This window comes from Nonomuraea coxensis DSM 45129, from assembly GCF_019397265.1.
Taxonomy (GTDB): Bacteria; Actinomycetota; Actinomycetes; order Streptosporangiales; family Streptosporangiaceae; genus Nonomuraea; species Nonomuraea coxensis.
Genome location: NZ_CP068985.1, coordinates 7640242 through 7667211 on the forward strand (window position 1 = coordinate 7640242; position 26970 = coordinate 7667211).

A 26970-nucleotide genomic window follows, 5' to 3' on the forward strand; every position below is an offset into this window, starting at 1 on the left:
CTAGAACGTGTTCCACAGAACCACGTTCGGTTACCGCAACGTCGCATGTCGCACGGCCTGCGGGGACGAATGTGAGCAATTCTCGGTGACCTACCGAATGGTAGCCTTCTCGGGCTAAGGTCACATTCAATGATCTCAGGCGCCTACCGGCGGAGAAAGGGGTGTCCGTGCGGGAGCGAACGCTGCGGATCGCGCTGCTGTCCTACCGCAGCAAGCCCACCTGTGGCGGCCAGGGTGTCTACCTCCGCCACCTGAGCCGCGAGCTGGTCGCGCTCGGACATCACGTCGAGGTGTTCTCCGGCCCGCCCTACCCCGAGCTGGACGAGGGCGTCATCCTGCGCGAGGTGCCCAGCCTCGACCTCTACCGCGACGAGGACCCGTTCCGCACCCCGAAGCTGCACGAGTACCGCGACTGGATCGACCTGCTGGAAGTCGGCACGATGTGGACCGCCGGATTCCCCGAGCCGCTCACGTTCACCCTGCGCGCCCTGCGCGAGCTGCGGAAGCGGGTCGGCGACTTCGACGTGGTCCAGGACAACCAGACCCTCGGCTACGGACTGCTCGGCATCCAGAAGCTGTTCCCGGTGGTCGGCACCATCCACCACCCCATCAGCGTGGACCGCCGCATCGAGCTGGAGGCCGCCAAGGGTGTGAAGAAACTCACGATGCGCCGCTGGTACGGCTTCGTGAAGATGCAGTCGCGCGTCGCGCCCCGGCTCAGCCCGATCCTGACCGTCAGCGAGTCCTCGCTCGCCGACATCCACCGCGACTTCAACGTCCCCCAGGCCAACCTGCGGCTGATCCCGCTCGGCGTGGACACCCGCTACTTCCATCCGCGCCCGGACAAGCCGAAGCGCAAGGGCTCGATCGTGGCCGTGGCGAGCGCAGACTCCCCCATGAAGGGCGTGGCCACGCTGCTGCGGGCGGTCGCCAAGCTGTCCACCGAGCGCGACGTCAACCTCACCGTCGTCAGCAAGCCCACGCCGGGCGGCCCCACCGAGCAGCTCGTCCAGGAGCTGTCGCTGCAGGAGCGGGTCCGCTTCGTGCACGGCATCTCCGACGACGAGCTGGGCGAGCTGATCGCCACCTCGGAGATCTCCGTCGTGCCGTCCCTGTACGAGGGATTCTCGCTGCCCGCCGTCGAGCACATGGCCTGCGGCACCCCGCTGATCGCCAGCCGCACCGGGGCGCTGCCCGAGGTCGTCGGCGACGCGGCCGTCCAGGTGCCGCCCGGCGACGCCGAGGAGCTGGCCGCCGCGCTGCGCCGCCTGCACGACTCACCCGAGGAACGCGAGCGGGTGGGCAGGGCGGGCTACGACCGCGTTATGGAGCGCTACACCTGGCACGTCGTGGCCAAGCGCACGGTCGAGGCGTACCACGAGGCCATCGCCGCGCACCGGCCCTGACTTCCACCCCCACCCGATCAGATCGCGAGGAGAGACCACCAGTGCTGACCGTCGACTTCGCCCGGCTGCCCGTCGGCCCCGGCGTGCGCGTGCTCGACCTGGGCTGCGGCGGCGGCCGGCACGCCTTCGAGGTGCTACGTCGCGGGGCGGACGTGATCGCCTTCGACATGGACCAGGCGGAGCTGGACAACGTCGCCAACATGTTCGCGGCGATGGACAAGGCGGGCGAGGTGCCCCCGGACGCGAGCGGCCGCACCGTCCAGGGCACGGCGCTGGACATGCCGTTCGAGGACGGCAGCTTCGACCGGGTGATCGCGGCCGAGGTGCTGGAGCACATCCCCGACGACATGGCGGCCATGGCCGAGATCTTCCGCGTGCTCAGGCCGGGCGGCACCGCCGCGATCACCGTGCCGAGCTTCCTGCCCGAGCGCATCTGCTGGGCGCTGGACGAGGCGTACCACACCGCGCCGGGCGGCCACGTCCGCATCTACACGCTCGCCGAGCTGTCGGCCAAGCTCAAGGCCACGGGCTTCGAGATCGGCCCGCACCACCACGCGCACGGGCTGCACTCCCCCTACTGGTGGATCAAGTGCGCGGTCGGCGTGAACAACGACGACCACCCGCTCGCGAAGGCGTACCACGAGCTGCTGGTCTGGGACATCATGAAGCGCCCCGCCGCCACCCGGATCGCCGAGGCCGTGCTCAACCCGATCATCGGCAAGAGCGTGGTCCTCTACGTCAAAAAGCCATGATCTCCCGAGCGGAGGTCGTGCGGACGGCCGAGAGCATCGCCGCGCTGCAGCAGGAGGACGGCGGCGTCCCGTGGCCGGAGGGGCACGTGGACGCGTGGAACCACGTCGAGTGCCTGATGGCGATGTCCGTCGCGGGCCTCGGTGAGCCGGTGCGGCGCGGTTACGCCTACCTGGCCCGGCACCAGCGCGCCGACGGCTCGTGGCCGATGAAGCTGGTGGACGGCGCGGGCGTGGAGCTCGGCGGGGAGACCAACCACGCCGCCTACGTCGCGGTCGGCGTCTGGCACCACCATCTCGTGACCGGCGACCGGGGCTTCACCGAGGAGTCCTGGCCCATGGTCAAGGCGGCGCTCGACTACGTGTCGGGGCTGCAGACCGAGCGCGGCGAGATCGTCTGGGAACGTGACGCGCGGGGCAGGCCCTCGTCGTACGCGCTGCTCACCGGCTGCTCCTCCATCCACCAGGGGCTGCGCTGCGGGGTGCTGCTTGGCGACCTTCTGGACGATCCGCAGCCGCACTGGGAGCTGGCCGCCGACCGGCTGGCGCACGTGCTGGGCGCCCATCCTGAGGCGTTCGCCGACAAGAGCCGGTTCTCGATGGACTGGTACTACCCGGTGCTGGGCGGGGCGGTGCGCGGGCGGGAGGCGGCCGAGCTGCTGGAGCGGGAGTGGGCGACGTTCGTGGTGCCGGGGCTCGGCATCCGGTGCGTCTCCGACCAGCCGTGGGTGACCGGGGCGGAGACGTGCGAGCTGGTGCTGGCGCTGGACGCGCTCGGCGACCGCGAGCGGGCCGCGCGGCTCTTCTCGGACATGCAGCACCTGCGGCACGAGGACGGCTCGTACTGGACGGGCTGGCAGTTCGTCAACCGCAAGCACTTCCCGCACGAGCGCTCCGGTTACACGGCGGCGGCGGTGGTCCTGGCGGCCGACGCGCTCATGGGGCTCTCCCCCGGCTCGGGGTTGTTCCGCGACGTGGAGCGTACGGCGACGTTCGATCCTGACGTGTGCGGCTGCGCGGCCGGCATCCGCGTCCCCCCGCAGGGGGCCGAGCGGGAGCCTCCCTAGGCAAGCGCTTTTGCCGCTTCTTTGCCTCCGGTCTCCGGTGCGCCGCCGGTGAAGGCCGCATCGGCTCACTAGCTTCGTGAGTGGCCGTACGAGGCGTCTTCGGGGGAAGCGTGGGCGACACGGGCACAACTTCGTTCTTGGACCAGGCCGGGATCGAGCCGACACTGACGTCGGCGAAGAGACTGCGCAGGTTCCTGACCAAGGATCCGCTGGAGTCCGATCTGAGCCGGCGGAGGTTCCGGCTCAGGCCCGGACCGGCTCGGACGGTCTTCTCGGAAGCCGAGAAGTCATACATTTTCGGCTTCAATGCGGTGATGTCGAAAGAAGTGGAGAAGGTCGAGGAGGTTCCCGCGGACCGGCGGCCCTTCGGCTACGAGGGGGCGGCCGCCGCCTGCACCGTTCTCGACCTGCTCACGCTCTCGCGGGGCCGGCGCCTTCACGAGCTGCTCGCCGGCCCCGCCCGGCACCACCGCCACGCCGCCTACCTGGGGGCCGGGCGCGGTTACGCGCTGCTGCGGCTGCGGCCGGTACGCGGCGCGCGCCTGGCCCACCCGCTGCTGCGCTGGCTGGCGGTGGACGGCTTCGGCTTCCAGCGCTCCCTCGCCAGGACCGACCAGCTGGTGGGCGAGCGGGTCATGCCCGACCTGCTGACCCGGGCCCACTGCGCGGCCTTCGACCAGGGGCTGGGCCGGCTGCTGTGGTACCACGACTGCGCCGCGCCCGACGACGTGGCGGCCAGGATCGCCGGGTTCCCCGCCGTGCGGCGGGCGGACCTGTGGAGCGGGGCGGGGTTCGCGGCGGCGTACACGGGCGGGGCCGAGCCCGAGGAGCTGCGCTGGCTGGCCGAGCACGCCTCGGCCGACGGCTTCCGCGCCCACCTGGCGCAGGGGTGCGCCCTCGCGGTGGCCGCCCGGCTGTGCTCGGGCGCGCTGCCCGAGCACACGGGGCAGGCGGCGGCCGTCCTGGTGGGCGCCGAGGCCGAGGAGGCGGCGTCGTGGACCGACCAGGCGCTCATCGAGCTCGGCCACGAGGCCCGCACGCACGACGACTTCCGCGGCTGGCAGGCGCGGATCCGCCACTCGTGGACCCGCACCCGGCGCCGCCAGAGCGCCTGAGCGGGCCCGGACGGGCCGGCGCCATGCGGAGAGGTCAGATGCCGGGCGCGACGCGCTCCAGCACGCGCAGCGAGCCCTCCACGGACTTCTCCTGGAACGCTCCGGACTCCAGCGCCCGCAGGTAGACCCGGTAGGGCGCCTGGCCGCCGTCTGCGGGATCGGGATAGATGTCGTGGAAGACCAGCGCGCCGCCCTCACGTACGTGCGGCGCCCAGCCCTCGTAGTCGCGGGTGACCGGCTCCTCGGAGTGTCCGCCGTCGATGAACAGCATGCCGAGCGTCGTGTTCCACAGGGCGGCCACGCGCTCGGAGCGGCCGACGATCGCGATGACCTCCTCCTCCAGGCCCGCCGAGGCGATCGTGGCGCGGAAGGTCGGCAGGGAGTCCATCTTGCCGAAGCGGGGGTCCACGAGGGTGGGGTCGTGGTGGGCCCAGCCGGGCTGGATCTCCTCCGAGCCGCGGTGATGGTCGACCGTGACGACGACGGAGCCGGTCTCGCGGGCGGCGGCGCCGAGGTAGACGGCGGACTTGCCGCAGTAGGTGCCGATCTCGCAGATCGGGCCGAGCGCGCCGTACTGACGGGCCGCTTCGTACAGGGCCAGCCCTTCGGCGAGCGGCATGAACCCCTTGGCGTGCTTGGCTGCGTGGAGCAGCTCCGGCGGCATCGACATGGAAGGCCACCCTAGCCGAACCGAACAACATTCCAGGAGCCTCTTGCAGCCCACTTCTGGAACCTGTTCTACTGGCCAGGTGAATCAGCGCGCTCGCATCGCGATGTCGGACGAGGAAGTGGCCGCCCTCCTGGAGGGCTCGCGCAAGCTGCAGCTCGCGACGATCAACCCCGACGGCACGCCCCACCTGGTGACGATGTTCTACGGCCTCGACGACGGCCGCATCGCCTTCTGGACGTACGGCAAGGCCCAGAAGGCCCGCAACCTGTCCCGCGACCCCCGTGTGAGCTGCCTCATCGAGGCCGGTGACGACTACGCCGAGCTCCGCGGCGTCCTGCTGTACGGCAAGGCCGAGCGGATCGACGACCCCGACCGGATCATGGACATCGGCATGCTGGTCGCCCGCCGCATGACCCCCGGGGTCGCCGACGACCTGCTCCGCCCGTACGTCGAGCAGACCGGCCGCAAGCGGATCGCGTACGTCGTCGAACGCACCAAAGTGGTCTCATGGGACCACAGGAGGCTGTCATGAAGGTGAAGGTGGACGAGCTGGTCTGCGAGGCCAACGCCGTCTGCATGGGCCTCGCGCCGGAGGTCTTCGACGTCGACGACGACGACCAGCTCCACATCCTGCTCCCTGAGCCACCCCCCGAGCTGCACGACCGCGTCCGACACGCGGTCCGCTCCTGCCCCAAAGCCGCCCTCTCCATCGAGGAATAGGTCCACCGCCGAGGAGGAACGCCCCATGCGTGCCGCAATCCTGACCGCCGTAGGCAACGACAAGCTGGAGATCCGCGACGATGTCACGCTGGCGCCCGTGGGCCCGGCGGACGTGCGCGTACGGATCAAGGCCACCGGCGTCTGCCATTCGGACCTGTCCGCCATGTCCGGGGTGCTGCCGCAGCCCGTGCCGCTCGTCCCCGGCCACGAAGGGGCGGGCGAGGTGGTCGAAGTGGGCGAGCACGTCGACAACCTCCAGCCCGGCGACCACGTCGTCATCAACTGGTCGCCCGCCTGCCACGCCTGCGACCTGTGCCTGGGCGGGCAGCCCTACCTGTGCACCAAGTTCATGATCGAGTCGTTCAGCAACGGCCGGTTCCGGCTGGGCGGCGACACGACGGCGTTCGGGATGGCGGGCTGCGGCACCTGGGCCGAGGAGATCATCGTGCCCTGGCAGGGCGCGATCAAGATCGACCCGGAGGTGTCGTGGGAGGCGGCGGCCCTCATCGGCTGCGGCATCACGACCGGCGTGGGCGCGGCGATCAACACCGCCAAGGTGCGCCCCGGCTCCACGGTCGCGGTGATCGGCTGCGGCGGCGTCGGCCTGTCGGTCATCCAGGGCGCCCGTGTCTCCGGCGCCAGGACGATCCTCGCCGTGGACCCGCTGGAGTCCAAGCACGAGCTGGCCAAGAAGGTCGGCGCCACCCACGCCGTGACGCCCGACCAGGTCCCCGACGCGATCAACGAGCTGACCGGGGGCGCCGGCTTCGACTACGGCTTCGAGGTCGTCGGCAAGGCCGCCACCGTCCAGACGGCCTGGCAGATCACCCGGCGCGGCGGCGACGTGATCGTGGTCGGCGCGGGCGCGATGGACGACATGTGGTCGGTCTCGGCCTTCAGCCTGCTCTTCGAGGGCAAGCACCTGCACTCCAGCCTGTACGGCGAGTCCGACGTGCGGCACGACTTCCCGTACTTCGCCAAGCTCTACCAGGCCGGCAAGCTGGACCTCGACTCGATGATCAGCGCCAGGATCCGGCTCACCGACCTCAACGACGCCGTGGCGGCGCTGCGCGGCGGCGAGGTGCTGCGCCAGATCGTCCTGGTCGACTGACGGACGAGCGCTTGGTCCCGCCGGCGCACCGGCGGGACCAGCGACGTCACTCGGTCGAGAAGGCCGCGTCGAAGGCGGTGGCCGGCGGCGTGATGGAGTTGAGCGTACGGATGTAGCCCACCGCCTCACGCGCGCCGTCCAGCCGGTCCATGCCGGCGTCCTCCCACTCGACGGAGATCGGCCCGTCGTAGCCGATCGCGTTGAGCGCCCGGAAACAGTCCTCCCAGGGCACGTCGCCGCGCCCGGTCGAGACGAAGTCCCAGCCGCGCCGCATGTCGGCCCAGGCCAGGTGCGACGACAGCCGGCCGCGGCGGCCGTCGCCGACGCGCATCCGGGTGTCCTTGCAGTCGACGTGGTAGATGCGGTCCTTGAAGTCGAGGATGAAGTTCACCGGGTCGATGTCCTGCCACACCATGTGCGACGGGTCCCAGTTGAGCCCGAACGCCGGCCGGTTGCCGACCGCCTCCAGCGCCCGGACCGTCGTGTAGTAGTCGTAGGCGATCTCGCTCGGGTGCACCTCGTGGGCGAAGCGCACGCCGACCTCGTCGAAGACGTCGAGGATCGGGTTCCAGCGGTCGGCGAAGTCCTGGTAGCCGGCGTCGATCACCGAGGCCGGCACCGGCGGGAACATCGCGACCGTGTGCCAGATGGACGAGCCGGTGAAACCCACCACCGTGTCCACGCCGAGCAGCGCGGCGGCCCGCGCCGTGTCCTTCATCTCCTCGGCCGCCGCCTGACGCACCGACTCGGGGTCGCCCTCGCCCCAGATGCGGGCCGGCAGGATGCCCTTGTGCCGCTCGTCGATCGGGTTGTCGCAGACGGCCTGGCCCACCAGGTGGTTGGAGATCGTCCACATCTTCAGGCCGTGCTTGTCGAGCTGGGCGCGCTTCTGCTCGACGTACGACGGGTCGGCGATCGCCTTGTCCACCTCGAAGTGGTCGCCCGAGCAGGCGATCTCCAGCCCGTCGTAGCCCCACTCGGCCGCGAGCCGGCACACCTCCTCGAACGGCAGGTCCGCCCACTGCCCGGTGAACAGCGTGACTGGTCGGGTCATCGTCAATCCTCCACGTTCGTGTAACGGCCGCCGTCGGCCGCGCTGCGCTCGACCGCCTCCAGCACCCGCTGCACCCGCAGCCCGTCGGCGAAGGAGGGCGACGGGTCGGCGCCGGTGGCGACGGCCTCCAGGAAGTCCTTGATCTCGTGGGTGAAGGTGTGCTCGTAGCCGAGGCCGTGGCCGGGCGGCCACCAGGCGCCGGCGTACGGGTGGTCGGGCTCGGTGACCAGGATGCGCTCGAACCCGCCGCCGCCCTCGGAGACCCACAGCTCGTTCATCGACTCGAAGTCGAAGGCGAGGCTGCCGAGCCCGCCGTTGATCTCCAGGCGCATGGCGTTCTTGCGCCCGGTGGCGAACCTGGTGGCCTCGAAGGAGGCGAGCGCCCCGCCCGACAGCCGGCCGATGAACAGCGCGGCGTCGTCGACCGTGACCTCGCCCGTGGACTCGGCCCGCGACGCGCCGAGCCCGGCCGACTCGCCCGCGAGCGGCCGGCGCTTGACGAAGGTCTCGGTCAGCCCCGAGACGCCGACGACCTGCTGGCCGGTGACGTACTCGGCGGCGTCCACGATGTGCGAGCCGATGTCGCCGAGCGCGCCCGCGCCCGCCTTGTCCTTCTGCAGCCGCCACACCAGCGGGAACTCGGGATCGACGATCCAGTCCTGGAGGTATTGGGCGCGCACGTGCCGGATCTCGCCGAGCCGGCCCTCCTCGACGTACCGGCGGGCCAGCGCGATCGCGGGAACCCGCCGGTAGTTGAAGGCCACCATGCTCTTGACCGAGGACGGCGCGGCGGCGGCGGCCCGCACCATCGCCTCCGCCTCGGCGACGGTGTTGGCCAGCGGCTTCTCGCAGAGCACGTGCTTGCCGGCGGCGAGCGCGGCCACGGCGATCTCGGCGTGCGAGTCACCGGGCGTGCAGATGTCCACGATCTGCACGTCGTCCCGCTCGATGAGCGCGCGCCAGTCGGTCTCGGCGGCGGCCCAGCCGAGCTGCGCGGCCGCCGCCTCGGTGCGCTCCTTCGACCGGCCGCAGATCGCCGCCATGCGCGGCGCCAGCGGCAGGTCGAAGAAGGCCCCTACGCTCCGCCAGGCTTGGGAGTGGACGCGGCCCATGAACGCGTAGCCGATCATGCCCACGCCGATGGTGGTCTTGTCTGACATGCAACCCCCGATCAGGATTCGAAGCCGAGTTCCAGGTATTTCTCGACGTTGTCCTTGGTGATGGTCTCGGAAGCGAGCGTGATGGACTGCGGAACCGAGTTCTCCACGAGATCACTCATCCCCTTCCCCTGCGCGACCAAGCGAGCCAGCCTGATCGCCGAGGAGGCCATGGTAGGGCTGTAGGTGACGGTGGCCTTGAGCACCGAGGTGCCCGACTGGATCTCCTTCATCGCGTTCAGCGAGCCGGCGCCGCCGACCATGACGAACTCGTCGCGGCCCGCCTCCTTGATCGCGGCGAGCACGCCCACGCCCTGGTCGTCGTCGTGGTTCCACATGGCGTCGATCTTCTTGTGCGCCTGCAGCAGCGACGTCGCCACCTGGTTGCCGGTCTCGACCGTGAACTTGGCGTCCTGCTTGGCCGTCACGCTGAACCCGTACGTCTTCAGCGCGTCGGCGAAGCCCTTGCTGCGGTCCTGGGTGAGCGGCAGCGTGGCGATGCCCTGGATCTCGACGATCACCGGGTTCGACACGCCCTTGTCCTTGAGCTGCTTGCCGATGAAGTGGCCGGCCGCCACGCCCATGCCGTAGTTGTCGCCGCCGATCCACGTACGGTAGGCCAGCTTGTCGGGGAAGACGCGGTCCAGGTTGATCACCGGGATGCCGGCCTCGGTCGCCTGCAGGGCGACCTGGTTGAGCTGCTGGCCGTCGTTCGGCAGGATGACCAGGGCGTTCACCTTCTGCGCGATCAGCGACTCGACCGCGGAGATCTGCTGGTTGATGTCGTTGGTCGGCTCGACCGGCTTGAAGTCGATGTCGCTGTACTGCTTGGCGGTGGCCTCGGCGTTCTTGGCGATCGCGGCGATCCAGCCGTGGTCGGCCGCGGGCGCGGAGAAGCCGATGGTGACCTTGGTGCCGGGCTGGTCGTTGCCGCTCGCGGCGGGGGCGGGGGCCGCCGCGGCGCTGCTGGGCGCCGCTGCGGGCTCGTTGCTGGTGCAGCCGGCGGCGAGCAGTGCGGCTCCGCCGAGCCCGCCGACGAGGAATCCCCTGCGCGCGACGTTCTCACTCATGGTGCTCTCTCCTTCAGGTTCCGTCGCTGGAGAAGGACGGCGACGACGATGATCAGGCCCTTCGCGATCAGCTGGTCGCTGGTGTCGAGGCCGTTGAGGATGAACAGGTTGGTGATGAGGGTGAAGATCAGCAGGCCCAGGATGGAACCGATGATCGTCCCCCGGCCTCCGGTGAGCAGCGTGCCGCCGATGATCACGGCGGCGATGGCGTCCAGCTCGTACAGATCGCCGTGCGTGGACGAGCCCGTGGTGGTCCTGGCCATGATGAGGATGGCGGCGATCCCGCAGCACAGCCCGGACAGCGCGTAGAGCAGCATGGTGTGCCGGCGCACGTCGATGCCGGCCAGGCGGGCGGCCTCGGGGTTGCCGCCCACCGCGTACGTCCGCCGCCCGAACGTGGTGCGGTTGAGCACCACCCATCCGAGCGCCACGACCAGGGCGAAGATGTAGACCAGCAGCGGGACGCCGAGCACCCGCGTGGTCGACAGCTCGACGAGGGCGGCGTTGTCGGGCTGGACGAGCTGGGTCCTGCGGTCCGACATCCGCTGGGCCAGGCCGCGCGCGGCCACGAGCATGGCCAGCGTGGCGATGAACGGCACCAGCCGCCCGTAGGCGATCAGCCATCCGCTGACCAGCCCCGCCCCGGTGCCGACGAGGATCGCGCAGATGGCCATGACCCACGGCCCGTACGACTGCGTGGCCAGCGTCGTCGCCCACACCGAGGCCAGCGCCATGACCGCGCCCACCGACAGGTCGATGCCGCCGCCGATGATGACGAACGTCGCGCCGACCGTGATGACGCCGATCGTGGCGGCCAGCGACAGGATGCTGACCAGGTTGGAGGTGGTGGCGAAGTTCTCCGGCCTGGTCACCAGGCCGACCACCACCAGGATCGCCAGCGCCACCAGCAGGCCGAGGTGGCGCATCTCGCCCAGGCGGCGCGTGGGCGCGAGCGCCGCCACCCCCGCCGCGCGGTGGTCCGTCGTGGGCTCGCTCATCAGGCCGCCCTCCCATTCATGATCATGTCGAGGATCCGGTGCTCGTCGAGTTCCGCGGCGTCGCCCTCGTGGATGACCGACCCCTCGCGCAGCACCAGCACCCGGTCGGCGAGGCCCAGCACCTCGGGCACCTCGCTGGAGACCAGCAGCACGCCGATGCCGCGTTCGGCCAGGTCGTGGATGACGGCGTAGAGCTCGGCCCGCGCGCCGACGTCCACCCCGCGGGTGGGCTCGTCGAGCAGCAGGAGCCTGCGCCCGCCGAGCAGCCAGCGGGCCAGCACGGCCTTCTGCTGGTTGCCGCCCGACAGGGTGCGGATCGGGCGTTCGGGGTCGGGCGGCCGGATGTCCAGCAGGTCGGACAGGCGCTGGGCCTCGGCCCGTTCCCGCTTGCGGTCGAGCCAGCCGAACCTGGCGAAGCCGGGCAGGCTGCCGAGCGTGATGTTGGCGGTGACGCTCTGGTCGAGGAGCAGGGCCTGGGCCTTGCGCTCCTCGGGTGCGAGCCCCATGCCGTGGCGTACGGCGCCGACCACCCCGCGCCCGGCCGGTCGCCCGCCGAGCAGCACCCTGCCGGCGGCGGGGCGGGCTCCGTAGACGGCCTCCAGGATCTCCGAGCGTCCCGAGCCGACGAGCCCGGCCAGCCCCACGATCTCCCCCGCCCGGACCGAGAACGACACGCCGGAGAAGACGCCCGGCGCGCTCAGGTTCTCCACCCGCAGCACCTCCTCGCCGAACGTGCGCCCGCCGCGCGGCGGGAAGACGTACTCGACGTTGCGGCCGGTCATGAGGGAGACGATCCGCGCGGTGGGCGTGTCGCGGGCGGGCAGGCCGACGGCGACCGTACGGCCGTCCTTCAGCACCGTCACCCGGTCGCCGATCTCGCGGATCTCCTCCAGGCGGTGGGAGATGTAGACGACGGCGACGCCCTGGGCGGTCAGCTCGCGGATGATGCGGAAGAGGTTGGCGACCTCGTCGTGGGCGAGGGCGGCCGACGGCTCGTCCATGATGATGAGCCGGGCGTCGTGGGAGAGGGCCCGCGCCATCGACACGACCTGCTTGGCCGCCGGGGACAGCCGGCCCACCTCGGCCGACGGGCGGATCTCGGGGTGGCCGAGGCGTTCCAGGACCGCGCGGGCGGCCTTGTGGTCCGCGGCGCGGTTGACGAAGCCGAGCCGGGCGTGCTCGTGGCCGAGGAAGATGTTCTCGGCCACGCTGAGCCCGTCGACCAGGTCGAGCTCCTGGTAGATGGTGGCGATGCCGAGCTTGATGGCGTCGATGGGACTGGCGGGGCGCACCTGTTCGCCGTTGAGGACGATGGTGCCCTCGTCCGGCTGGTGCGCGCCGGCCAGGACCTTGATCAGGGTGGACTTCCCGGCGCCGTTCTGGCCGAGCAGGCAGTGCACCTCGCCCGCCCGTACGTCGAGGTCGACGCCGTCCAGCGCGCGCACGCCGGGGAACTGTTTGACGATGCCCTTGATGACCAGCATCGATGGTCCTTGTCTGTCGGCCCGGTGGTCAGGCGCTGACGATGCGGTTGATGTTCTCGGGTGAGAGGTAGTGCTCGATGGCGAGCAGGCCCGCCCCGAGCGCGGCCGCGTTGATCCCCGTACGGCTCGGCGTGATGGACAGGTGGTGCGTGGCCAGCGGCAGGGAGCGGCGGTAGACCGTCTCCCTGATGCCGGCCAGCAAGTGCTCGTGCACCCGCGACAGCGCGCCGCCGATGACGATGACCTCGGGGTTGAAGAAGTTGACCAGGCCGGCCAGCACCTCGCCGATGTGCCGGCCCGCCTCCCTGACCAGGCGCAGCGCCTGCGTGTCGCCGGCCTGCACGAGCGCCACCACGTCGGCGCCGCGCTCGGCCGGCAGGCCCAGCTCGGCGAGCCTGCGGGCGATGGCGGCGCCGCCGGCGACGGCCTCCAGGCAGGCGCTGTTGCCGCAGCGGCAGCCGGCGTCCTCGTGCCCGCTCACCCGGATGTGGCCGATGTCGCCCGCCGACCCCTGGGCGCCCCGGTGCAGCTTGCCGTCGGCCACGATGCCGCAGCCGATGCCGGTGCCGACCTTGACGAACAGCAGGTGCCTGGTGTCCGGGAAGGAGTGGCGGTGCTCGCCGAGCGCCATCACGTTGACGTCGTTGTCGACGAGGACGCTGACGCCGCCGAAGTACTCGGGGACGGGGTAGTCGTTCCAGCCCGGCATGATCGGCGGGTTGTTCGGCCGCCCGGTGGCGAACTCGACCGGCCCCGGCACGCCGATCCCGACCGCGCGCAGCATGTCCCTGGCCCGCCCCGCCTCGCCGAGCAGCCGGTCGAGCCGCTGGTCGACGTGGGCGAGCACCTTCTCGGGGCCTTCGCCGATGAGCAGCGGGTCCTCGCACTCGGCGAGCACCCGCCCGGAGATGTCCATGAGCGCGACCCGGCAGTGCGTGGCCCCGAGGTCGACGCCGGCGAAGGCGTGGTCCTCGGCGTGCAGGCGAAGCTGGCGCGGCGGCCGGCCCCCCGTGGACTCGCCGCTCTCGCTCTCCTCGACGAGGCCGCGCTCGATCAGAGCGTCCACACGCTGGGAGATCGTGGACCGGGCGAGGCCGGTGAGCCTCGCGAGGTCGGAACGGGTCGTCGCCGAGCCAGCGCTGATGAGCGTCAGCACGTCGCCGGCGGAGCCCGGCTGGGGGGTCATGCCGCCGACAATAAGGTCACCCATCTGGCAAATCAAGAGGGCAAATCGACCGAACCCCGCTGACTTCTGTCGATGACCGAACAAAGTGGGTGTTGTTGCCGTACGCGCAGAAGCCGGACACACCGGGGTCGGGGCTACAGGTTCAAGCCTTGCCGGGAACATCGTCCAAGCGCCATCGACCAGCGAAAACGTCGGGCGTCGAGGGTTTTCACGTCTCCGGCGATGCATGGCTGCGACTGATCGCCTGCGGTCGGCTATGCCAGATACGTGCGTACGGCGGATACCGTGCGACACTCTGTGCAGCCGCTACTGCGGCAAGGTGGGTGGCATCGCCATCACGTACGGGCTGCTTGACACGTCCAGAATGTCCGAACCCAAGAAAGTGCTCAGAAACGGCCTCTGTCGCGGACAAACGCGCAGGTCATCAAGAGTGCTCCCCGCGCACGCGGGGATGGTCCCGAGGCGGCTGACAGCTTCGCGGGCGTGGACTGGTGCTCCCCGCGCACGCGGGGATGGTCCCGACGGTTTACCAGGAACAACAGCACAGAGCAAGTGCTCCCCGCGCACGCGGGGATGGTCCCCGGCCCGGCCCCTTGCCCGGCTCGGTCCACTCCGTGCTCCCCGCGCACGCGGGGATGGTCCCAGTATAGAGCCCAGAGCCGCTCTAGAGCAGTCGTGCTCCCCGCGCACGCGGGGATGGTCCCCGGCACTCGGCATGGATGGCGCTCCAGAAGGCGTGCTCCCCGCGCACGCGGGGATGGTCCCCGCCGCCATACGAGTACGGCGATGCGCGAGCTGTGCTCCCCGCGCACGCGGGGATGGTCCCATGCGCCGGGCCGGCGGCAGGTCGTGGGTGCCGTGCTCCCCGCGCACGCGGGGATGGTCCCTCGACCAGCTGATCGAGGCCCACATCCTCAACGTGCTCCCCGCGCACGCGGGGATGGTCCCAGCGACGGGACCGTGGTCGGCTGCCGGGTGCTGCGCTCCCCGCGCACGCGGGGATGGTCCCCGTCAGCTCCGACAGACGCAACCGCAGCTCGTGTGCTCCCCGCGCACGCGGGGATGGTCCCAAGCTGACCTCTTTGGTGTAGGCGTAGAAGCCGTGCTCCCCGCGCACGCGGGGATGGTCCCCCGGTCAACTGCGCCGGGGTCATGGGCAAGGGGTGCTCCCCGCGCACGCGGGGATGGTCCCTGGTCGGCCGCCTGGCCGCCGGTGAAGTCGATGTGCTCCCCGCGCACGCGGGGATGGTCCCATGTCCGGCCTGCGTGACAGATGGAAGACCTCGTGCTCCCCGCGCACGCGGGGATGGTCCCCGGGCGTACTCCTCGGTGTACATCAGGAACGTGTGCTCCCCGCGCACGCGGGGATGGTCCCGATCATGATGTCCTCATCGCCCCATGACGCAGGTGCTCCCCGCGCACGCGGGGATGGTCCCGCAGGGAGAGTGCGTTTAGGGAATGGCGGCCCTGTGCTCCCCGCGCACGCGGGGATGGTCCCGGTGCTAGCGGAAGCAGTAGCCATGATGAATTGTGCTCCCCGCGCACGCGGGGATGGTCCTCGGATGTGCTCAAGGTGGCGGCCCTATGCCAGGTGCTCCCCGCGCACGCGGGGATGGTCCCTTAGTGGTGGCCACCATCGAGTCGGTCTCGCCGTGCTCCCCGCGCACGCGGGGATGGTCCGTGCCTTCGACGGCGAACCGTTGGCTGGTCGAGTGCTCCCCGCGCACGCGGGGATGGTCCCTCGGCCCCTCTAGCGTGGTGCTCACACCGCGCAGTGCTCCCCGCGCACGCGGGGATGGTCCCCGTATTGAGACCAGGCGGACCCCAGTCCGCCGGTGCTCCCCGCGCACGCGGGGATGGTCCCATCCAGGCGGGCTCCTCCCAGATCGAACGCCAGTGCTCCCCGCGCACGCGGGGATGGTCCCAGGCAGTCGAAGTCCTCCCAGTCCCACAGCGGGTGCTCCCCGCGCACGCCGGGATGGTCCCTGGGCGCGCTGGTCCGACGGCGGCGCCGTGACGTGCTCCCCGCGCACGCGGGGATGGTCCCCACGCGCCGCCGATGTCACCTGACCGCCACGCGTGCTCCCCGCGCACGCGGGGATGGTCCCGAGCGTGGCCACCGCGAGTTCGAGGTGACGGCGTGCTCCCCGCGCACGCGGGGATGGTCCCGTCCTCGGCTCGGCAAGAGGATGGGGAGGACCGTGCTCCCCGCGCACGCCGGGATGGTCCCTGCCGGCCCGCCTTCCGGACCGACTTCGACTTGATGCTCCCCGCGCACGCAGGGATGGTCCCCGTGCGGCGGCGCGGACGCGAGCCGCAGCCTTGTGCTCCCCTTGCACGCGGGGATGACCTCACCAGTGCGTCGTCAATGATGACGCGCTAGACGATTCCGCAGGTTCGAGGTTCCGAGGGCCTTACCTACTCGTTCACCGCAGATCTTCCCTCCGTTCTGAACGGCGCCAGCGTCACCGGGCCTCACCAGTAAGGAGCATCTGCCAGAGGCGTTCCGCCTTGCCCCGCGTCCAAGGACCGGCGTACACGACCCTGCAAGGAGTCGTCTGGTGCGTCCGGCGGACCATGTATGCACCGCCGCCACTGATGAGCTCGTAGACGACCACACAGCACGAGCACGTATGGCCGAGAACTCGCTGACGACCCTGCTGATTCTTGAGCCGCTCGGCCGGCGCCCACGAGATCAGGACAGACGGGGCCACCACACGGCGGGAAGGATGTGAGGACACTTGCGGACAGGGCCAGTCATCGTCGTCACGGTCTGGCAGCTTGGCCATTAAGACAGCCTCCTACCTTGCGATGTGGCAGCGTTTAGGCACGTAGCTTCTTATGAGCATATGCCTACAAGGGCACATGAGGTAGTGGCGTTGTAATGATGATCTGCTGTGATCGACTTCGGTTCCGATCGACCAGTGCACCGGCAGCTCGCCGACATCATTCGCGCGGACATCGCATCAGGCCGGCTGAAGCCTGGTCAGGCGCTCCCCTCCGAAACGCGACTGATGCAGCAGTACGAGCTTGGCCGGGTGGCCGTACGACAGGCGCTCGGGGTGCTGCGGAGCGAAGGACTGATTGTCACCGTGAAGCGTGAGGGCTCGCACGTCCGGCCCCAGCTACCCGTCGAGCGGGTCGTCATCGAGGGCGAGGCAGAGGTCAGCGCCCGCATGCCGTCCCCGGAGGAGCGAAAGGAACTGAACATCCCCGAGGGCGTTCCGGTTTTCGTAATCAAGCAACCGCGTAAGCGCGAGCGCGTCCTGGCAGCCGACCGCACAACTCTCGTCTGGGACAACTCTCAGCAAGCAAGAAACCCTGAGCGCTGAGATGGACGAGGGAACATCCCCGCGTGCGCCAGGAGCACAGGTTGGCGGCATACACCGGGTCCAAGCTCGGGGGACCATCCCCACGTGCGCGGGGGGCACTTCGTCGAAAGCCCGTTGCCGGGGCATGAGGAGGGACCATCCCCGCGTGCGCAGGGAGCACACGAACGTGTTCGGCTCCGCCTGGTAGGAGTCGGGACCATCCCCGCGTGCGCGGGGAGCACAGGACGGCCTCCAGCTTGGCCGAGGTGACCTGGGGACCATCCCCGCGTGCGCGGGGAGCACACCGCCGGCATTTCTATGCGGGGCCTGATCGGGGGACCATCCCCGCGTGCGCGGGGAGCACTCTCTGACCTGCAGCGATGTTTCGCGTTGCGCCTCTTTTCGAGCACTTTCATCGACTCGGACATATTGCCCACACGCCCCTATGACTACGTTCGCACCGCTCCCAGACACCACCGAAGCGGGACTCTGATCAACGCTGCCCATAGCGACGACGCTTGGCCGCCTTGCTCCAGTTTCGAGGCGCTTCCGGGACGCGTTCCTGCAGTTCCTTCGGGCGGCGTAGCAGGATCAGGCCTTCATGGTCGATGGGGTGCCACTTGTGGTCATGGGTCTCGAAGGCGAAACCTTGCTCGTTGTCCGTGGTGTACGCGAGGAGCGCTCGCCCTGTATCCGCATACTGCTGGACCTGCAGCCAAAGGTGCTCTCGCACGCGAGCCGATGGGCCACCGATGAAGACGCCGGGAGCGATCTCCATGAGCCAGCGCGTCAGAAACCCCCGCAGGCCGGCAGGGCACCGCGTGAGCACGATGACGGTCACCAGGGCACCTCGTCGGCGTAGTTGCGGCCCGACTCGAGTTCAATGCCGCGATCGCTCTGCAGAAGCACTCGATCGATGTCACCGTCGCTCTCGGGCGAGCCGACAGCGCCATCGGACAAGAGCAAATGCTTGATGTCTTCTACGCATCGCTTCAGAAGACCGACCTTGTTGATGCTGTCGCGAACAGCACGCCGCGTACGTGAACCCACATCGTCCGGACTGTGCGCAGCGACCTCGAAAGCGACGGGGAGGGCGATCTCCGTCTTGTAGAGGTCCGCGATGTCGAGAACGAACGCGAGTTCGTGTCCGGAGTGGATGAACCCCAAGCCTGGAGAGCAGCCGAGTGCCGCCACGGTCGTTTGCGCAACGCCGTACATGCATTGGGCCGCGGCCGTGACCGCCTGGTTCAGCGGATCGCCCGAGCTGAAGTCGCCGGGAACATACACCCGCCCATGCCATTCAAGGCCGACGCGTTCAGCCTCGCGCCGGTAGCGCTCCTTGACCCGGCGCCCTTCCCTGCCGAGCAGTTCATGCCGGCTCAAGGCTGACGGGTCTTCCCCAGGAAAGCGCATCCGGTACATCTCGCGAGCCACTTCAAGGCGCGTACGCCTATTCGCCCACTTGGTGGCCTGGGCCTCGACCAGCGATGACGAGCGGTTCAGTGACCTGCCACCGGAGTAGAAGCGCACGCCCTGCTCGCCCACCCACACCACCCCTGCCCCGCTGTCGCCCAACAAGCTCATGGCCTGGTGAGTGACCCGGACCCCGGGGCCGAGCAGCAGAGTCCCGATGGTCGCGGCGGGAATGTGGGTGACTCCGTGGGCGTCCTCTGCCGTGATCGCGTTGTCCTCACGGTGGAGGACGCAGCGTTCGAGGTAGATGAAAGAGATTCGATCTCCCATCCGGGTGAGTTCGCGCGGTGAGGACTGGCCGCGCTGGCCGACGGTGGCCATCGGTCACGTCTCAGCGAGCGTCATGAGACCGCAGCCATAAGCCTTCGCTCGGCCCAGCCCTCTGGTGAGGGCTTGGCGTAGCGCGTCGGGGTCGGTCACCTGCAACCGTCCGTCGTAGGTGACCGTGACGAGCGTGACGGGCTTCCGCTGCCCGGCCTTCGTGAAGTCGAGCTGCCGACGGTCGTGAACCACGAGTTCGTACTGGTCGAGTTCGTGGTGCAGGTGCCGCTCCGCCGGCTTTTCCAGGACGACGAAGCCGGCCTTCTCCTGGCGTTGGAGCAGCCAGTTCATTTGATGCTGACGCCCGACATGTGCGGTGACCTTGGTCGGCTCCTCAGCGGTCCTGCGGATGCTGTGGACCGGGTTGGCGGTGAGGCGGAAAGCCCAGGTGTCACCCTTGGTCAGGCGGGACAGCAGAGGCTCGTAATCAAGGGTTTGCCAGCGCCCTGTCTCAGGCCAGCCGGCTTCCTCTACCAGATGGGTGAGATCGGGCTTATCCGGGCTGGAGATGTAGAGGTAGGTCTCGGCGCGACTGTTGCGATCGATGCGCCAGAGGATCCGAGCGCTTCCGCCGTCCAGAGATGGAGGTTCGGCGAAGGCGAACATGATCGCAGCATGAAGCCGCTGAGGTGACGACAGCAGCCGCCGGGCACCGAGTCGAGCGGTGTTGAAGCGGAACCGGGTCAGGAACATCACGCGCTCCCGAGTGCGGTAAATGGATCATGAACGGGACGGGCAGCGGGATTGATGACGCTCGCCCGTGGCGGCCGGTGCACGCCGCGCAGCCGGTATCGGCGGTTCAGCGGGTCGAAGCTCACTGGTTGATCCCGCAAGCTGTCGACCGGACCATCCTCGGCTTCGGCCTCGATGAGAAGTTCCAGCTCGACGCTGCGCTCGTCGCGGCGCCTTCGCTGGTGCCAACGCGCGGCGTGCCACGGTTCGCGCTGGAGCGCCTCGATCAGGCCGGCGTTCTTCTCGATGTTGAGGAAGATCGGCCGCGACGGTGGACACGAGCGCCGTCCGAGGTACGGCAGGAAGACCGGCGCCGCCAGCGCTTGCCGGAGCGTTTCGACAAGCGCGTCTTCGCCCTCGACGCCGGCCACGAACACCGCGTCCGCCACGTAGAAGCGCTCCGAAACCGGTGCAGCCTCACCGGTCACGAAATGATGTGCCGTGTGAAAGTCACGGAGCAGAGTTCCCGGCTGGTCCACGCGCACACCGAAGCGCAGGGCCGCCAGATCGCTGATGTCCTCTGTACGCTCGCGTCCCAGGGCTGCCGCGAGCAGCCCGATCACACCGCTCTTGGTCGGTGCCGCCTCAGTGGACCGGCGAGCGAAACGCGAGGTGGCCCCCCAGGACTGAAGCGGCCCTGCCAACTGCAGCAGCAGGACACTCATGCCTCGTCCTGCCTCCTGGCGACCTCCGCACCCACAGCAGCGATCAGGTCGGGCAGCGGCAGACCCGCGCCGACCCTGGTAAGAGCTTCGGTGTTCCTACCGACGCGCAGCACCCACGCGGGGTCACCGTGTCCCACGCCGTAACCGGCCTCCACCTCGGTGAGGTAGGAGACGAGCGCCTCGGCCGCCTGCCGCGTGTGTCCGCCGGTCTCCGGATCAGCCTGGCAGGGCTCCTCGAAAGCCGCCACGAGACTGATTGGCCGTGAGTCGCGCAACTTCACCACGACTGCATCAGGGAGAGTGTGGTTGCCGAAGGTGTTGATCTTGCCGGTCGGCAGGGACGTCAGGAAGGACTGGATGAACGCCTCCACCGCTCTGCGAACGGGTTCGGTCAGCGGTTCGTCCTCACGAAGCCCCTTCCCCAGGTTGCGGCGCAGCAGGTCCACGTCCACGGCTGCGTAGCGGTAGAGGGTGGCCGAGTTGAACTCGACCGTCCCGATCATGCCCGCGCCCTGGTCGTCGTCCTCTCGCTCCTTGTAGTCGTCGACGGCTGTGTAGTAGTCGGACTCGTTGTCCACACGATGAACGCTGATGGCGTGCGCCACCTGAGCAGCCGCGTCCACATTGATGTCCGTAGCATCGGCGATCATCCGGCCGAACAGGGCGATGTCGACGGAGTGCCGCGCGTTCGCGATCCGCTTGGCCTGATCCTTGACGGCCTTGTCCTTGAAATAGTCCTTGTTCCCCGAGCCGTGGGCCTTGACCGCCATCTCCGCCAGCCCGTCAAGCTGGTGGGCGCTCAGGAACATGAGGTACTTCGACTCCGGTGCCGCCGAACCTCCACCCTCGCCGTTGCGGCCCGACTGCCTTTTCGGAACCTCAATCTTGGAACCGGTCGCGGTCTGGATGGTCTCCGCCGCCAGCGTCCACGCGTCGCCCTGCTCGATCGAGCCGTCCAACTTGCGGATGCGCTCGGCGAGCAACTCCGCGACTCGCCTGGTGCGGACACCGAGCTCGCTCGGGTCCAGCAGATCGTGGAACCCCTGCCGCGTGGCTCGCTTCCACGACTGGCTGGACACACGAGCGCGCCGCACGCCGCCGTACACCGCCGTCTTGGGTGTTCCGGTGTCGTCGCGATTGAGGCAGCTCGGCGGGACGGTCTGCAGGGCGTGGACTTCGAGGATGGTCCGTGTCATCAGATGTCCTTGTCGGAGGAAGCAGCCGTGTCCGCCTCGGTGCGCTGGCCGGCGGGACGGTAGGAGTGGAAGGTGCGGCCCCAGCGTTGCCGCACGTGACGTAGGCCGTCAGGATCCTGCGCCTGGTAGAGCTGCGTGGCCAGGATCCCGTAGTCCAGTGGGATCGAGGCGTTGCGCAGCAGGATGACGACCTCGCGAAGCCGCTCAGTGAGCACCTTCGGCGTGGTCGCGGTGCCGAGGCGGACGAAGCGCCTGCGGATGGGCTCGTCGAGCGCGCCGCCAGGCATGAGCTGACGAACCGCGGCGCCCAGCTCCGCTCCGGCCCTGTGCATCCGCTGGCTGGACTTGGACTGCTGGTGCAGGGCGTACAGGGTGATGGCCGCGAACAGCGCGAACTCGGCCTTGAGCGCTTCCCTCTCTGACAGCCCCTGAGCGCCGTACAGCCGCTCGGTCCCGCCCACCCCCCACAGCTCCGGGACATCTTCGGGCAGCTTGCCTGCACCACGACGCAACTGGGCCAGAGCGCCGACGGCGCTGCTGCGGTCGGCCAGATAGCCCTCCTGCAGCTCCTTGACGTAGGCAGCGGCGACCTCGCCGACAAGATCGGAGGCCGGACGCCGAGCAGTAGCCGTCTGGGGCGGGGATGCGGTCATGGTGCGGCCTCCACGATCTCGGATGGCTCGTCCGTGCCGGACGGGTGGATCTTGCGCGCGGCAGTCGCAGCGGCGGGCAGGGCGGAGCGCAACCGGCCGCGGAAGATCAGATCAGCGTGGGAGGCGGTCAGCCACAGGCTCTGACCCTTCTTCGTCTCGACGACCCGCCCCTCCCACGCGGGGTCGCCCGCAGCACGGAGCAGCTCGTTGCCCAGCCGACTGACGATCTCGTACGCCTGCCGCTGCCACTGGGCTCTGCCCTCAGCGGCATCGTCAGCCGGACGTATGGCGGCCAGCCAAGTGCGGAACGCTCCATCCAACATGGCGAACCCTTGGTGCCGCGCAGCTCCCCTACGAGGCTCTGGTTCCTGGCCGCCCGCTCGAGCCAGGTCGCTTGCGAGGTCCCCTAGGACGCCTACGGCGGCTTCGGCATCGGAAACCGCGTCGATCGCCGCTTGCCCGAGTGGGCGGTGGCCGGCGTGCAGCAAGACCACCGGCATGGTGACGGCGTCATCCACGATCTCGTCGATGACGGACTGCTGGGTTCCGTAGCGAGCGCCGATGAGCCGAGCCCGGATGAGGTAGTTGGCCGGGAGGTCGCTTTCTACGGTCAGTCGCGCCACCCAGTCGAGAATCCTGGGACGGACCATCCCAGCGGCCTCACCACGCTGCTCAGCTCCGGCCGCCCGTCCCGCCACCAGGGCTCCGAGCCCTCGCCAGGCGCTGCGGCTGACGTCGTGCTCGCGCGGGAGGTAGACCTGGGCGAGCCCACGCTTCTTCTCCTGGGCGGGGCTGCGTCGCCACGCGGTCATCGGCTCATGCTGATGCCTGTTGCAGGGATCGAGCGGATTACCGTAGGTGAGGATCACTCCGGTGACCGCTTGGCCGTCGTGGAAGAGCCTGACCCGGCGCGACTGCCAGGTGTAGAGATCACGGACGCCGGCGGGACGTCGGGTCAGCTCCAACGGGTCGGTCTGCCCCGGCTCGTCAGGCGGGCGCCGCCAGGCGGGCCGGTCCAGGTCCGGCTTGATACGGAGGTTCTCGGTGTCGAACGCGACCATGTTGAGCAGCAGCGTCTGCCGCAGCGTCTCCCCCTCAGCGAAGACGCCGCCCAGGTTGCCGGCCCACGCCACGCCCTGCGGGTAGGCCCGCCCGCCTTTGACACGAGGGTCGTCCAGGACGCCGGTCTTGATACCGGAGGTGTCGAAAGCATGCGCGTGGACCAGCCAGCGAGCCGCCTCCGCAAAGGTGAGGCGGTCCACTCCGCGGCCGCGCATGGTGAAGAACGGCAGACCGTTGGGCACGTCGGCGACGATCCGGTCCAGGGCGTTGATCTCGCCCTTCGCCGTTCGCAGCTCCGCTGTCTGGTAGAAGGGCTGGCGAGGATGGAGGAGGTCGAACCGGTCACGATGTCGGTCCAAGTAGCTCGTGATCCGCTCGACGGGCAGGCCGTCGTCCCAGAGCTCCTGCCAGTCGGCGATCTCCGCCGGCCCGTCAACGGCGTCGTGCAGTATCGCGAGGAGCAGCCGAAAGAGCGCGAACTCCTGGGTCGGCACGTCTCCCACAAGTCGCCGCAGGTCGCCGGCCTGCGCGAACAGTTCGCGAAGCGACAGCTCGTCCTCGCTGCCGTCGAGACGCTGAACTGGTAGCCACGGCTGTTGGGTCAAGTCGAAGGACACCGCTGCAGGCTCCTCACTCGGCACGAGTCACCTCCAAACCATCGGTGGACGTGTAGCGCAGATCGAAGCCTGCCAGCGAGCTACGACAGTTTTCGTCGAGGACGAGGACCAGTTCGCCGGCCAGCCAGTAGCTGTCCTTGGCCTGCCAGGCGGGAACGTAGTTGCGTTCCAGCTCGTCGATGGCCCTGTCCAAGACCGCGGGGAAGGAGAAGTGATAGGGCAGGCGTAACCCGCTGCCCGCGACGATCCTGCCCAGCTTGGGCTCCGGCAGGGCGTCTGTCGGCAGTTCCAGCCCGCCACGCCGCCTCGACAACCCCGGCAGGGTCGCCAAGGTGCCATCAGCTCGGCGCTGCACCACGAGCACTTCCAGCGTCTCGCGGCTGTCGCGCACCTGGGCCCGTCCGCGCCGGGTGTCGTCCGCATCCCCCACGCCTGCGTCCACCCAGCCGACCAGCGCTCGCCCTGCTTTCCCTACATCGCGGATTTGGAAGTCCTGCGCGATCTCCTCCTGCTTCGCATGATGGAGCGCTTCGGCGGTCGCCGCCTTCTCCATCACTTCCTGCCATTCGGGCGGGCCCACCGGGTCACTGCCGTACGCCGCCTGGACGAGCGGACTGATGTCCTCCGGCAGGCGTACGACGTGCCCGGTCTCATCGATCGCCGACAGGTACGGTTCGAGCACCGCCGCCGCGCGCAGCAGTGCATGGTCCCGGTAGATCAGGCTGGAGCCGCGTACCGGCTCAGGAGGCGTGGAGCCCCAATCCGCACCGGTGAGGAGGCATCTCGCGGTGCGGAGCTTCTCTGGACGATCGCCTTGGTCGGCGCCCCGTGCATGCCGGTGAAGCCGTCCTATTCGTTGCAGGAGTAGGTCCACGGGACAGAGGTCGGAGACCAAAAGGTCGAAATCGATGTCCAGCGACTGCTCCGCCACAGAACTCGCCACGACAATATGCGGGCCGACAGGTCGGTGACCCCGGCTCTTCTCCGGCGGGCCGAAACGCCTCACGAGATCGTCGTCTTTGTCCGCCCGGTCGATATCGACGAACCGCGCGTGTGCAACGCTGACATTTCCCTCGCCGAACAGGCCGCGCAAATACTTCGCCGTCTCCAGTACGCGATCAACGGTATTCCGAACCACGAGTACGCATCCGCCGTCCGAAAGTTCCTGAGCGAGCCGCTCCCCCAAAGTAGTGAGATCGTCCTGCAACCGCTCGATGCGAACATAAGTGGCACGCCCAGAGGCCGGAGCTTGCGTCACGGAAATTCGCCCGCCCGGCTCGACGGCTGTGAGAAGGGGATATCCGAGAGCCTTTTCGACCTCGGTCAGATCTGAGTCGGTTGCCGTGTTGCCCGCGTACGCCTTGGACAATTCGCGACGACGCCCCGCAGGCAGCGTCGCAGACAGAACCACCACAGGCACCCGGTACGCGCCCAGCCACGACAGCACTCGATCGAGATAGGAGTTCATGTAGGTGTCATAGGCGTGCGCCTCGTCGATGACGACCACCTTGCCGGCCAGCGCCAGGTGCCGCAGCGCGAGATGCCGGCTCTTCAGCCCCATGAACAGCAGTTGATCGATCGTTCCAACGACGAACGACGACAGTATCCCCTTCTTACGCCCCCGCAGCCACTGGTGGGCGACGAGTTCGGCGGAAGCCGCCGAACGATCAGCGCCAGGGCGCCATTCGCCGCCTCCGCCGTCCATGTCGATGCCTGACGCCGTACGGCTGCCCGCCCTCATCAGGGCAACGTAGTCGTCATTGAGCGCAGCCTTGGAATGAGCCAGCAGCACCGACCGCTGGCCGTTGTTCAGTCGTGCGTCGGGAACACGGCGGAGCCATTCCAGCATCCGCGGGAACATGGCGTTGCCTGTTGCCATCGTAGGCAGCGCGATGAAGCACCCTCCGGCGCCCGACCTTGCCGCGAAGATCTCCGCTACGGCCAGCGCCGCTTCTGTCTTGCCCTCCCCCATAGGGGCCTCAATGACGAGCAGTCCGGGCACCGACATATTCCGAGCGAGTTGCACCGCTTGCTCTTGGACCGGTCGTATGCGGCTGCCGGGCGGTAACGCGAACCGCGAGGCGAAGACTTCCGCAGGAGAGCGGGTCGGCTCGACCGGCTCCCACAGCTCCGGAATATTCAGCCCGCGCCATGCCGACTCCACCCTGTCCTGATCGCTGATGTGCTCGGCATCAGGGAAGTATGGAAAGAGGTCGGGATTGCTGGCGATCCAATCAGCCACAATGACCAGGCCGGTCAACAGGGCCTGTGCGGGCTGCGAGAGACGTAGACCTCGCCAGCCGGGCAGCGACTGGGCGATCCCGCACATCTCGGCGCAGCGGTCCAGCAGCTCCCGCTGTACCCGCCGCCACAGAGACTCGCAGTTCGGAGTCCGTACGAGGTCCAGGTGGTCCGAGAGCTCCTTGATGTTCGATGGCGTGGGCGGAACGCCGTGATGTCCGCCGATGACGATGCCGAGTTGGAGCGTTTCGGGCCGCGACCAGCCGTGTTCCTCGATGAGCCACTCCTGAATCAGGAACTGTCCCACCAGACCATGCGGTCCCAGCTTCCGATCCAAGAATTCGCTGTGGGACGGCATGCGCAGCCCCGCTGCCCGCATCGCATCCGCGAGCGATTCCACCTGACAAGCAAAAGCGGGGCTCGCCTTGCCGATATCGTGAGTGGTCGCCAGCCATACCGCGAGCCGCCGGCCGTCCGCCAAGCCTCCGGGGAGCCCTTCAGCGATTACCTTCTTCACTTGTATTGGCAACCACTGATCCCATAGAAGACCGGCCACTGCGCCGCTGTCAGCGAAGTGCCTCCACAACGGCAACCACCCATCGGTGTCCCGATCATGCTTCGCCCAGACAGACCTTGCCCCTTCGGACAAATCACTAAAATGGGATATTTTCGATGCCTCCTCGCTGAGCACAGGGGTCATTAAAGTGCATAGGACCGCCAAGCGAAAGACACTCCCACAGAAAAGAGCCGTAAAACGCATACGACCAGGCCAGCGGATGATGCGGAAGAAGTTGCACGACAGGCAGCGATGATGCAGCCTAGAGCGACTGGATTGCAGCTTGACTACCTAAATACCCCTTATGCCCTTTATGTCGCTTCTTATGAAAGTGCTCCAAACCGCGCCCGTCGGCT

General features: G+C 68.9%; 23 protein-coding genes and 1 CRISPR repeat array. Of the genes, 8 read left to right on the forward strand and 15 right to left on the reverse strand.

The genetic code is table 11. The features are described 5' to 3' along the window. Nucleotides 1-161: 161 nt before the first annotated feature. The 4 genes from Nocox_RS35770 to Nocox_RS35785 all read left to right on the forward strand — a co-directional run bounded on the left by Nocox_RS35770 (nucleotide 162) and on the right by Nocox_RS35785 (nucleotide 4337). Nucleotides 162-1406, forward strand: coding sequence for a glycosyltransferase family 4 protein (locus tag Nocox_RS35770; protein WP_020544106.1), 1245 nt, complete (start codon nucleotides 162-164; stop codon nucleotides 1404-1406). 41 nt (nucleotides 1407-1447) lie between these two features. After that, a complete protein-coding gene (locus tag Nocox_RS35775; protein ID WP_020544107.1) occupies nucleotides 1448-2158 on the forward strand; it encodes a class I SAM-dependent methyltransferase in 711 nt (236 codons plus the stop codon). Continuing rightward, on the forward strand, nucleotides 2155-3222 hold the full coding sequence (locus Nocox_RS35780) for a glycoside hydrolase family 15 protein (RefSeq protein WP_033409435.1): 1068 nt from the start codon (nucleotides 2155-2157) through the stop codon (nucleotides 3220-3222). Before Nocox_RS35775 ends, Nocox_RS35780 begins: the two co-directional genes overlap by 4 nt. Before the next feature lie 110 nt (nucleotides 3223-3332). Beyond that, a complete protein-coding gene (locus Nocox_RS35785; protein ID WP_246649660.1) occupies nucleotides 3333-4337 on the forward strand; it encodes a DUF1702 family protein in 1005 nt (334 codons plus the stop codon). Nucleotides 4338-4371: 34 nt separating this feature from the next. On the opposite strand, the gene Nocox_RS35790 is transcribed toward Nocox_RS35785, so the two are convergent. Further along, nucleotides 4372-5001, reverse strand: a complete 630-nt coding sequence (locus tag Nocox_RS35790; protein ID WP_026214523.1) for a class I SAM-dependent methyltransferase — start codon at nucleotides 4999-5001, stop codon at nucleotides 4372-4374. Nucleotides 5002-5086: 85 nt separating this feature from the next. On the opposite strand from Nocox_RS35790, the gene Nocox_RS35795 reads away from it, so the two are divergent. Genes Nocox_RS35795 through Nocox_RS35805 form a run of 3 tightly spaced genes read left to right on the forward strand, consistent with a single transcriptional unit; the run spans nucleotide 5087 to nucleotide 6838 of the window. Next, nucleotides 5087-5539: a pyridoxamine 5'-phosphate oxidase family protein gene (locus tag Nocox_RS35795; RefSeq protein ID WP_026214524.1), complete on the forward strand. Its 453-nt coding sequence runs from the start codon at nucleotides 5087-5089 to the stop codon at nucleotides 5537-5539. Beyond that, nucleotides 5536-5727: a ferredoxin gene (locus Nocox_RS35800; RefSeq protein ID WP_020544112.1), complete on the forward strand. Its 192-nt coding sequence runs from the start codon at nucleotides 5536-5538 to the stop codon at nucleotides 5725-5727. The genes Nocox_RS35795 and Nocox_RS35800 overlap by 4 nt, the downstream gene beginning before the upstream one ends. A gap of 25 nt (nucleotides 5728-5752) precedes the next feature. Continuing rightward, nucleotides 5753-6838: a Zn-dependent alcohol dehydrogenase gene (locus tag Nocox_RS35805; RefSeq protein ID WP_020544113.1), complete on the forward strand. Its 1086-nt coding sequence runs from the start codon at nucleotides 5753-5755 to the stop codon at nucleotides 6836-6838. Nucleotides 6839-6884: 46 nt separating this feature from the next. On the opposite strand, the gene Nocox_RS35810 is transcribed toward Nocox_RS35805, so the two are convergent. From Nocox_RS35810 to Nocox_RS35835, 6 genes are read right to left on the reverse strand one after another with little or no spacing between them, the layout of a single operon-like run. Continuing rightward, nucleotides 6885-7892 (reverse strand): sugar phosphate isomerase/epimerase family protein, encoded by a 1008-nt coding sequence (locus tag Nocox_RS35810; RefSeq protein WP_020544114.1) that lies wholly within the window; start codon nucleotides 7890-7892, stop codon nucleotides 6885-6887. Between the two features lie 2 nt (nucleotides 7893-7894). Further along, nucleotides 7895-9052, reverse strand: a complete 1158-nt coding sequence (locus Nocox_RS35815) for a Gfo/Idh/MocA family protein (protein WP_020544115.1) — start codon at nucleotides 9050-9052, stop codon at nucleotides 7895-7897. Nucleotides 9053-9063: 11 nt separating this feature from the next. Beyond that, entirely contained in the window at nucleotides 9064-10119 is a 1056-nt protein-coding gene (locus Nocox_RS35820) for an ABC transporter substrate-binding protein (RefSeq protein WP_020544116.1), read from the reverse strand. After that, nucleotides 10116-11117, reverse strand: a complete 1002-nt coding sequence (locus tag Nocox_RS35825; RefSeq protein ID WP_020544117.1) for an ABC transporter permease — start codon at nucleotides 11115-11117, stop codon at nucleotides 10116-10118. The genes Nocox_RS35820 and Nocox_RS35825 overlap by 4 nt, the downstream gene beginning before the upstream one ends. Then, nucleotides 11117-12601: a sugar ABC transporter ATP-binding protein gene (locus Nocox_RS35830; protein ID WP_020544118.1), complete on the reverse strand. Its 1485-nt coding sequence runs from the start codon at nucleotides 12599-12601 to the stop codon at nucleotides 11117-11119. The genes Nocox_RS35825 and Nocox_RS35830 overlap by 1 nt, the downstream gene beginning before the upstream one ends. Nucleotides 12602-12629: 28 nt before the next feature. Continuing rightward, nucleotides 12630-13787: an ROK family transcriptional regulator gene (locus Nocox_RS35835; RefSeq protein WP_020544119.1), complete on the reverse strand. Its 1158-nt coding sequence runs from the start codon at nucleotides 13785-13787 to the stop codon at nucleotides 12630-12632. A gap of 430 nt (nucleotides 13788-14217) precedes the next feature. Further along, a CRISPR array of direct repeats spans nucleotides 14218-16140; the repeat unit is 29 nt; unit sequence GTGCTCCCCGCGCACGCGGGGATGGTCCC. Between the two features lie 544 nt (nucleotides 16141-16684). Here Nocox_RS35835 and Nocox_RS35840 point away from each other — a divergent pair. Next, nucleotides 16685-17119 (forward strand): GntR family transcriptional regulator, encoded by a 435-nt coding sequence (locus tag Nocox_RS35840; protein ID WP_051112596.1) that lies wholly within the window; start codon nucleotides 16685-16687, stop codon nucleotides 17117-17119. Nucleotides 17120-17591: 472 nt separating this feature from the next. Here Nocox_RS35840 and cas2e read toward each other — a convergent pair whose 3' ends face one another. From cas2e to Nocox_RS35880, 8 genes are read right to left on the reverse strand one after another with little or no spacing between them, the layout of a single operon-like run. Then, the gene (gene cas2e / locus Nocox_RS35845; RefSeq protein ID WP_020544121.1) at nucleotides 17592-17939 is read right to left on the reverse strand and encodes a type I-E CRISPR-associated endoribonuclease Cas2e; all 348 of its coding nucleotides are present in this window, start codon (nucleotides 17937-17939) and stop codon (nucleotides 17592-17594) included. Further along, nucleotides 17936-18892 (reverse strand): type I-E CRISPR-associated endonuclease Cas1e, encoded by a 957-nt coding sequence (gene cas1e / locus Nocox_RS35850; RefSeq protein WP_020544122.1) that lies wholly within the window; start codon nucleotides 18890-18892, stop codon nucleotides 17936-17938. Before cas1e ends, cas2e begins: the two co-directional genes overlap by 4 nt. A gap of 3 nt (nucleotides 18893-18895) precedes the next feature. Next, nucleotides 18896-19585, reverse strand: a complete 690-nt coding sequence (cas6e, locus tag Nocox_RS35855; RefSeq protein WP_026214525.1) for a type I-E CRISPR-associated protein Cas6/Cse3/CasE — start codon at nucleotides 19583-19585, stop codon at nucleotides 18896-18898. Beyond that, nucleotides 19585-20289, reverse strand: coding sequence for a type I-E CRISPR-associated protein Cas5/CasD (cas5e, locus tag Nocox_RS35860; RefSeq protein ID WP_020544124.1), 705 nt, complete (start codon nucleotides 20287-20289; stop codon nucleotides 19585-19587). The genes cas6e and cas5e overlap by 1 nt, the downstream gene beginning before the upstream one ends. Next, nucleotides 20286-21485, reverse strand: a complete 1200-nt coding sequence (cas7e, locus tag Nocox_RS35865) for a type I-E CRISPR-associated protein Cas7/Cse4/CasC (protein WP_020544125.1) — start codon at nucleotides 21483-21485, stop codon at nucleotides 20286-20288. Before cas7e ends, cas5e begins: the two co-directional genes overlap by 4 nt. Then, the gene (gene casB, locus Nocox_RS35870) at nucleotides 21485-22138 is read right to left on the reverse strand and encodes a type I-E CRISPR-associated protein Cse2/CasB (protein ID WP_020544126.1); all 654 of its coding nucleotides are present in this window, start codon (nucleotides 22136-22138) and stop codon (nucleotides 21485-21487) included. Before casB ends, cas7e begins: the two co-directional genes overlap by 1 nt. Next, on the reverse strand, nucleotides 22135-23817 hold the full coding sequence (casA, locus tag Nocox_RS35875; protein WP_020544127.1) for a type I-E CRISPR-associated protein Cse1/CasA: 1683 nt from the start codon (nucleotides 23815-23817) through the stop codon (nucleotides 22135-22137). The genes casB and casA overlap by 4 nt, the downstream gene beginning before the upstream one ends. Before the next feature lie 13 nt (nucleotides 23818-23830). Continuing rightward, nucleotides 23831-26758: a CRISPR-associated helicase/endonuclease Cas3 gene (locus tag Nocox_RS35880; protein ID WP_051112597.1), complete on the reverse strand. Its 2928-nt coding sequence runs from the start codon at nucleotides 26756-26758 to the stop codon at nucleotides 23831-23833. Between the last annotated feature and the right edge of the window lie 212 nt (nucleotides 26759-26970).

Bases quoted from the DNA above. Each gene is read 5' to 3' on its own strand.
- Nocox_RS35820 (WP_020544116.1), bottom strand. From the start codon at position 10,119: ATGAGTGAGAACGTCGCGCGCAGGGGATTCCTCGTCGGCGGGCTCGGC.
- Nocox_RS35830 (WP_020544118.1), bottom strand. From the start codon at position 12,601: ATGCTGGTCATCAAGGGCATCGTCAAACAGTTCCCCGGCGTGCGCGCG.
- Nocox_RS35780 (WP_033409435.1), top strand. From the start codon at position 2,155: ATGATCTCCCGAGCGGAGGTCGTGCGGACGGCCGAGAGCATCGCCGCG.
- cas1e (WP_020544122.1), bottom strand. From the start codon at position 18,892: ATGGCCACCGTCGGCCAGCGCGGCCAGTCCTCACCGCGCGAACTCACC.
- Nocox_RS35825 (WP_020544117.1), bottom strand. From the start codon at position 11,117: ATGAGCGAGCCCACGACGGACCACCGCGCGGCGGGGGTGGCGGCGCTC.
- Nocox_RS35805 (WP_020544113.1), top strand. From the start codon at position 5,753: ATGCGTGCCGCAATCCTGACCGCCGTAGGCAACGACAAGCTGGAGATC.
- Nocox_RS35800 (WP_020544112.1), top strand. From the start codon at position 5,536: ATGAAGGTGAAGGTGGACGAGCTGGTCTGCGAGGCCAACGCCGTCTGC.
- Nocox_RS35880 (WP_051112597.1), bottom strand. From the start codon at position 26,758: ATGACCCCTGTGCTCAGCGAGGAGGCATCGAAAATATCCCATTTTAGT.
- casB (WP_020544126.1), bottom strand. From the start codon at position 22,138: ATGACCGCATCCCCGCCCCAGACGGCTACTGCTCGGCGTCCGGCCTCC.
- cas5e (WP_020544124.1), bottom strand. From the start codon at position 20,289: ATGAGTGTCCTGCTGCTGCAGTTGGCAGGGCCGCTTCAGTCCTGGGGG.
- cas6e (WP_026214525.1), bottom strand. From the start codon at position 19,585: ATGTTCCTGACCCGGTTCCGCTTCAACACCGCTCGACTCGGTGCCCGG.
- Nocox_RS35835 (WP_020544119.1), bottom strand. From the start codon at position 13,787: ATGACCCCCCAGCCGGGCTCCGCCGGCGACGTGCTGACGCTCATCAGC.
- Nocox_RS35790 (WP_026214523.1), bottom strand. From the start codon at position 5,001: ATGCCGCCGGAGCTGCTCCACGCAGCCAAGCACGCCAAGGGGTTCATG.
- Nocox_RS35815 (WP_020544115.1), bottom strand. From the start codon at position 9,052: ATGTCAGACAAGACCACCATCGGCGTGGGCATGATCGGCTACGCGTTC.
- cas7e (WP_020544125.1), bottom strand. From the start codon at position 21,485: ATGACACGGACCATCCTCGAAGTCCACGCCCTGCAGACCGTCCCGCCG.
- Nocox_RS35810 (WP_020544114.1), bottom strand. From the start codon at position 7,892: ATGACCCGACCAGTCACGCTGTTCACCGGGCAGTGGGCGGACCTGCCG.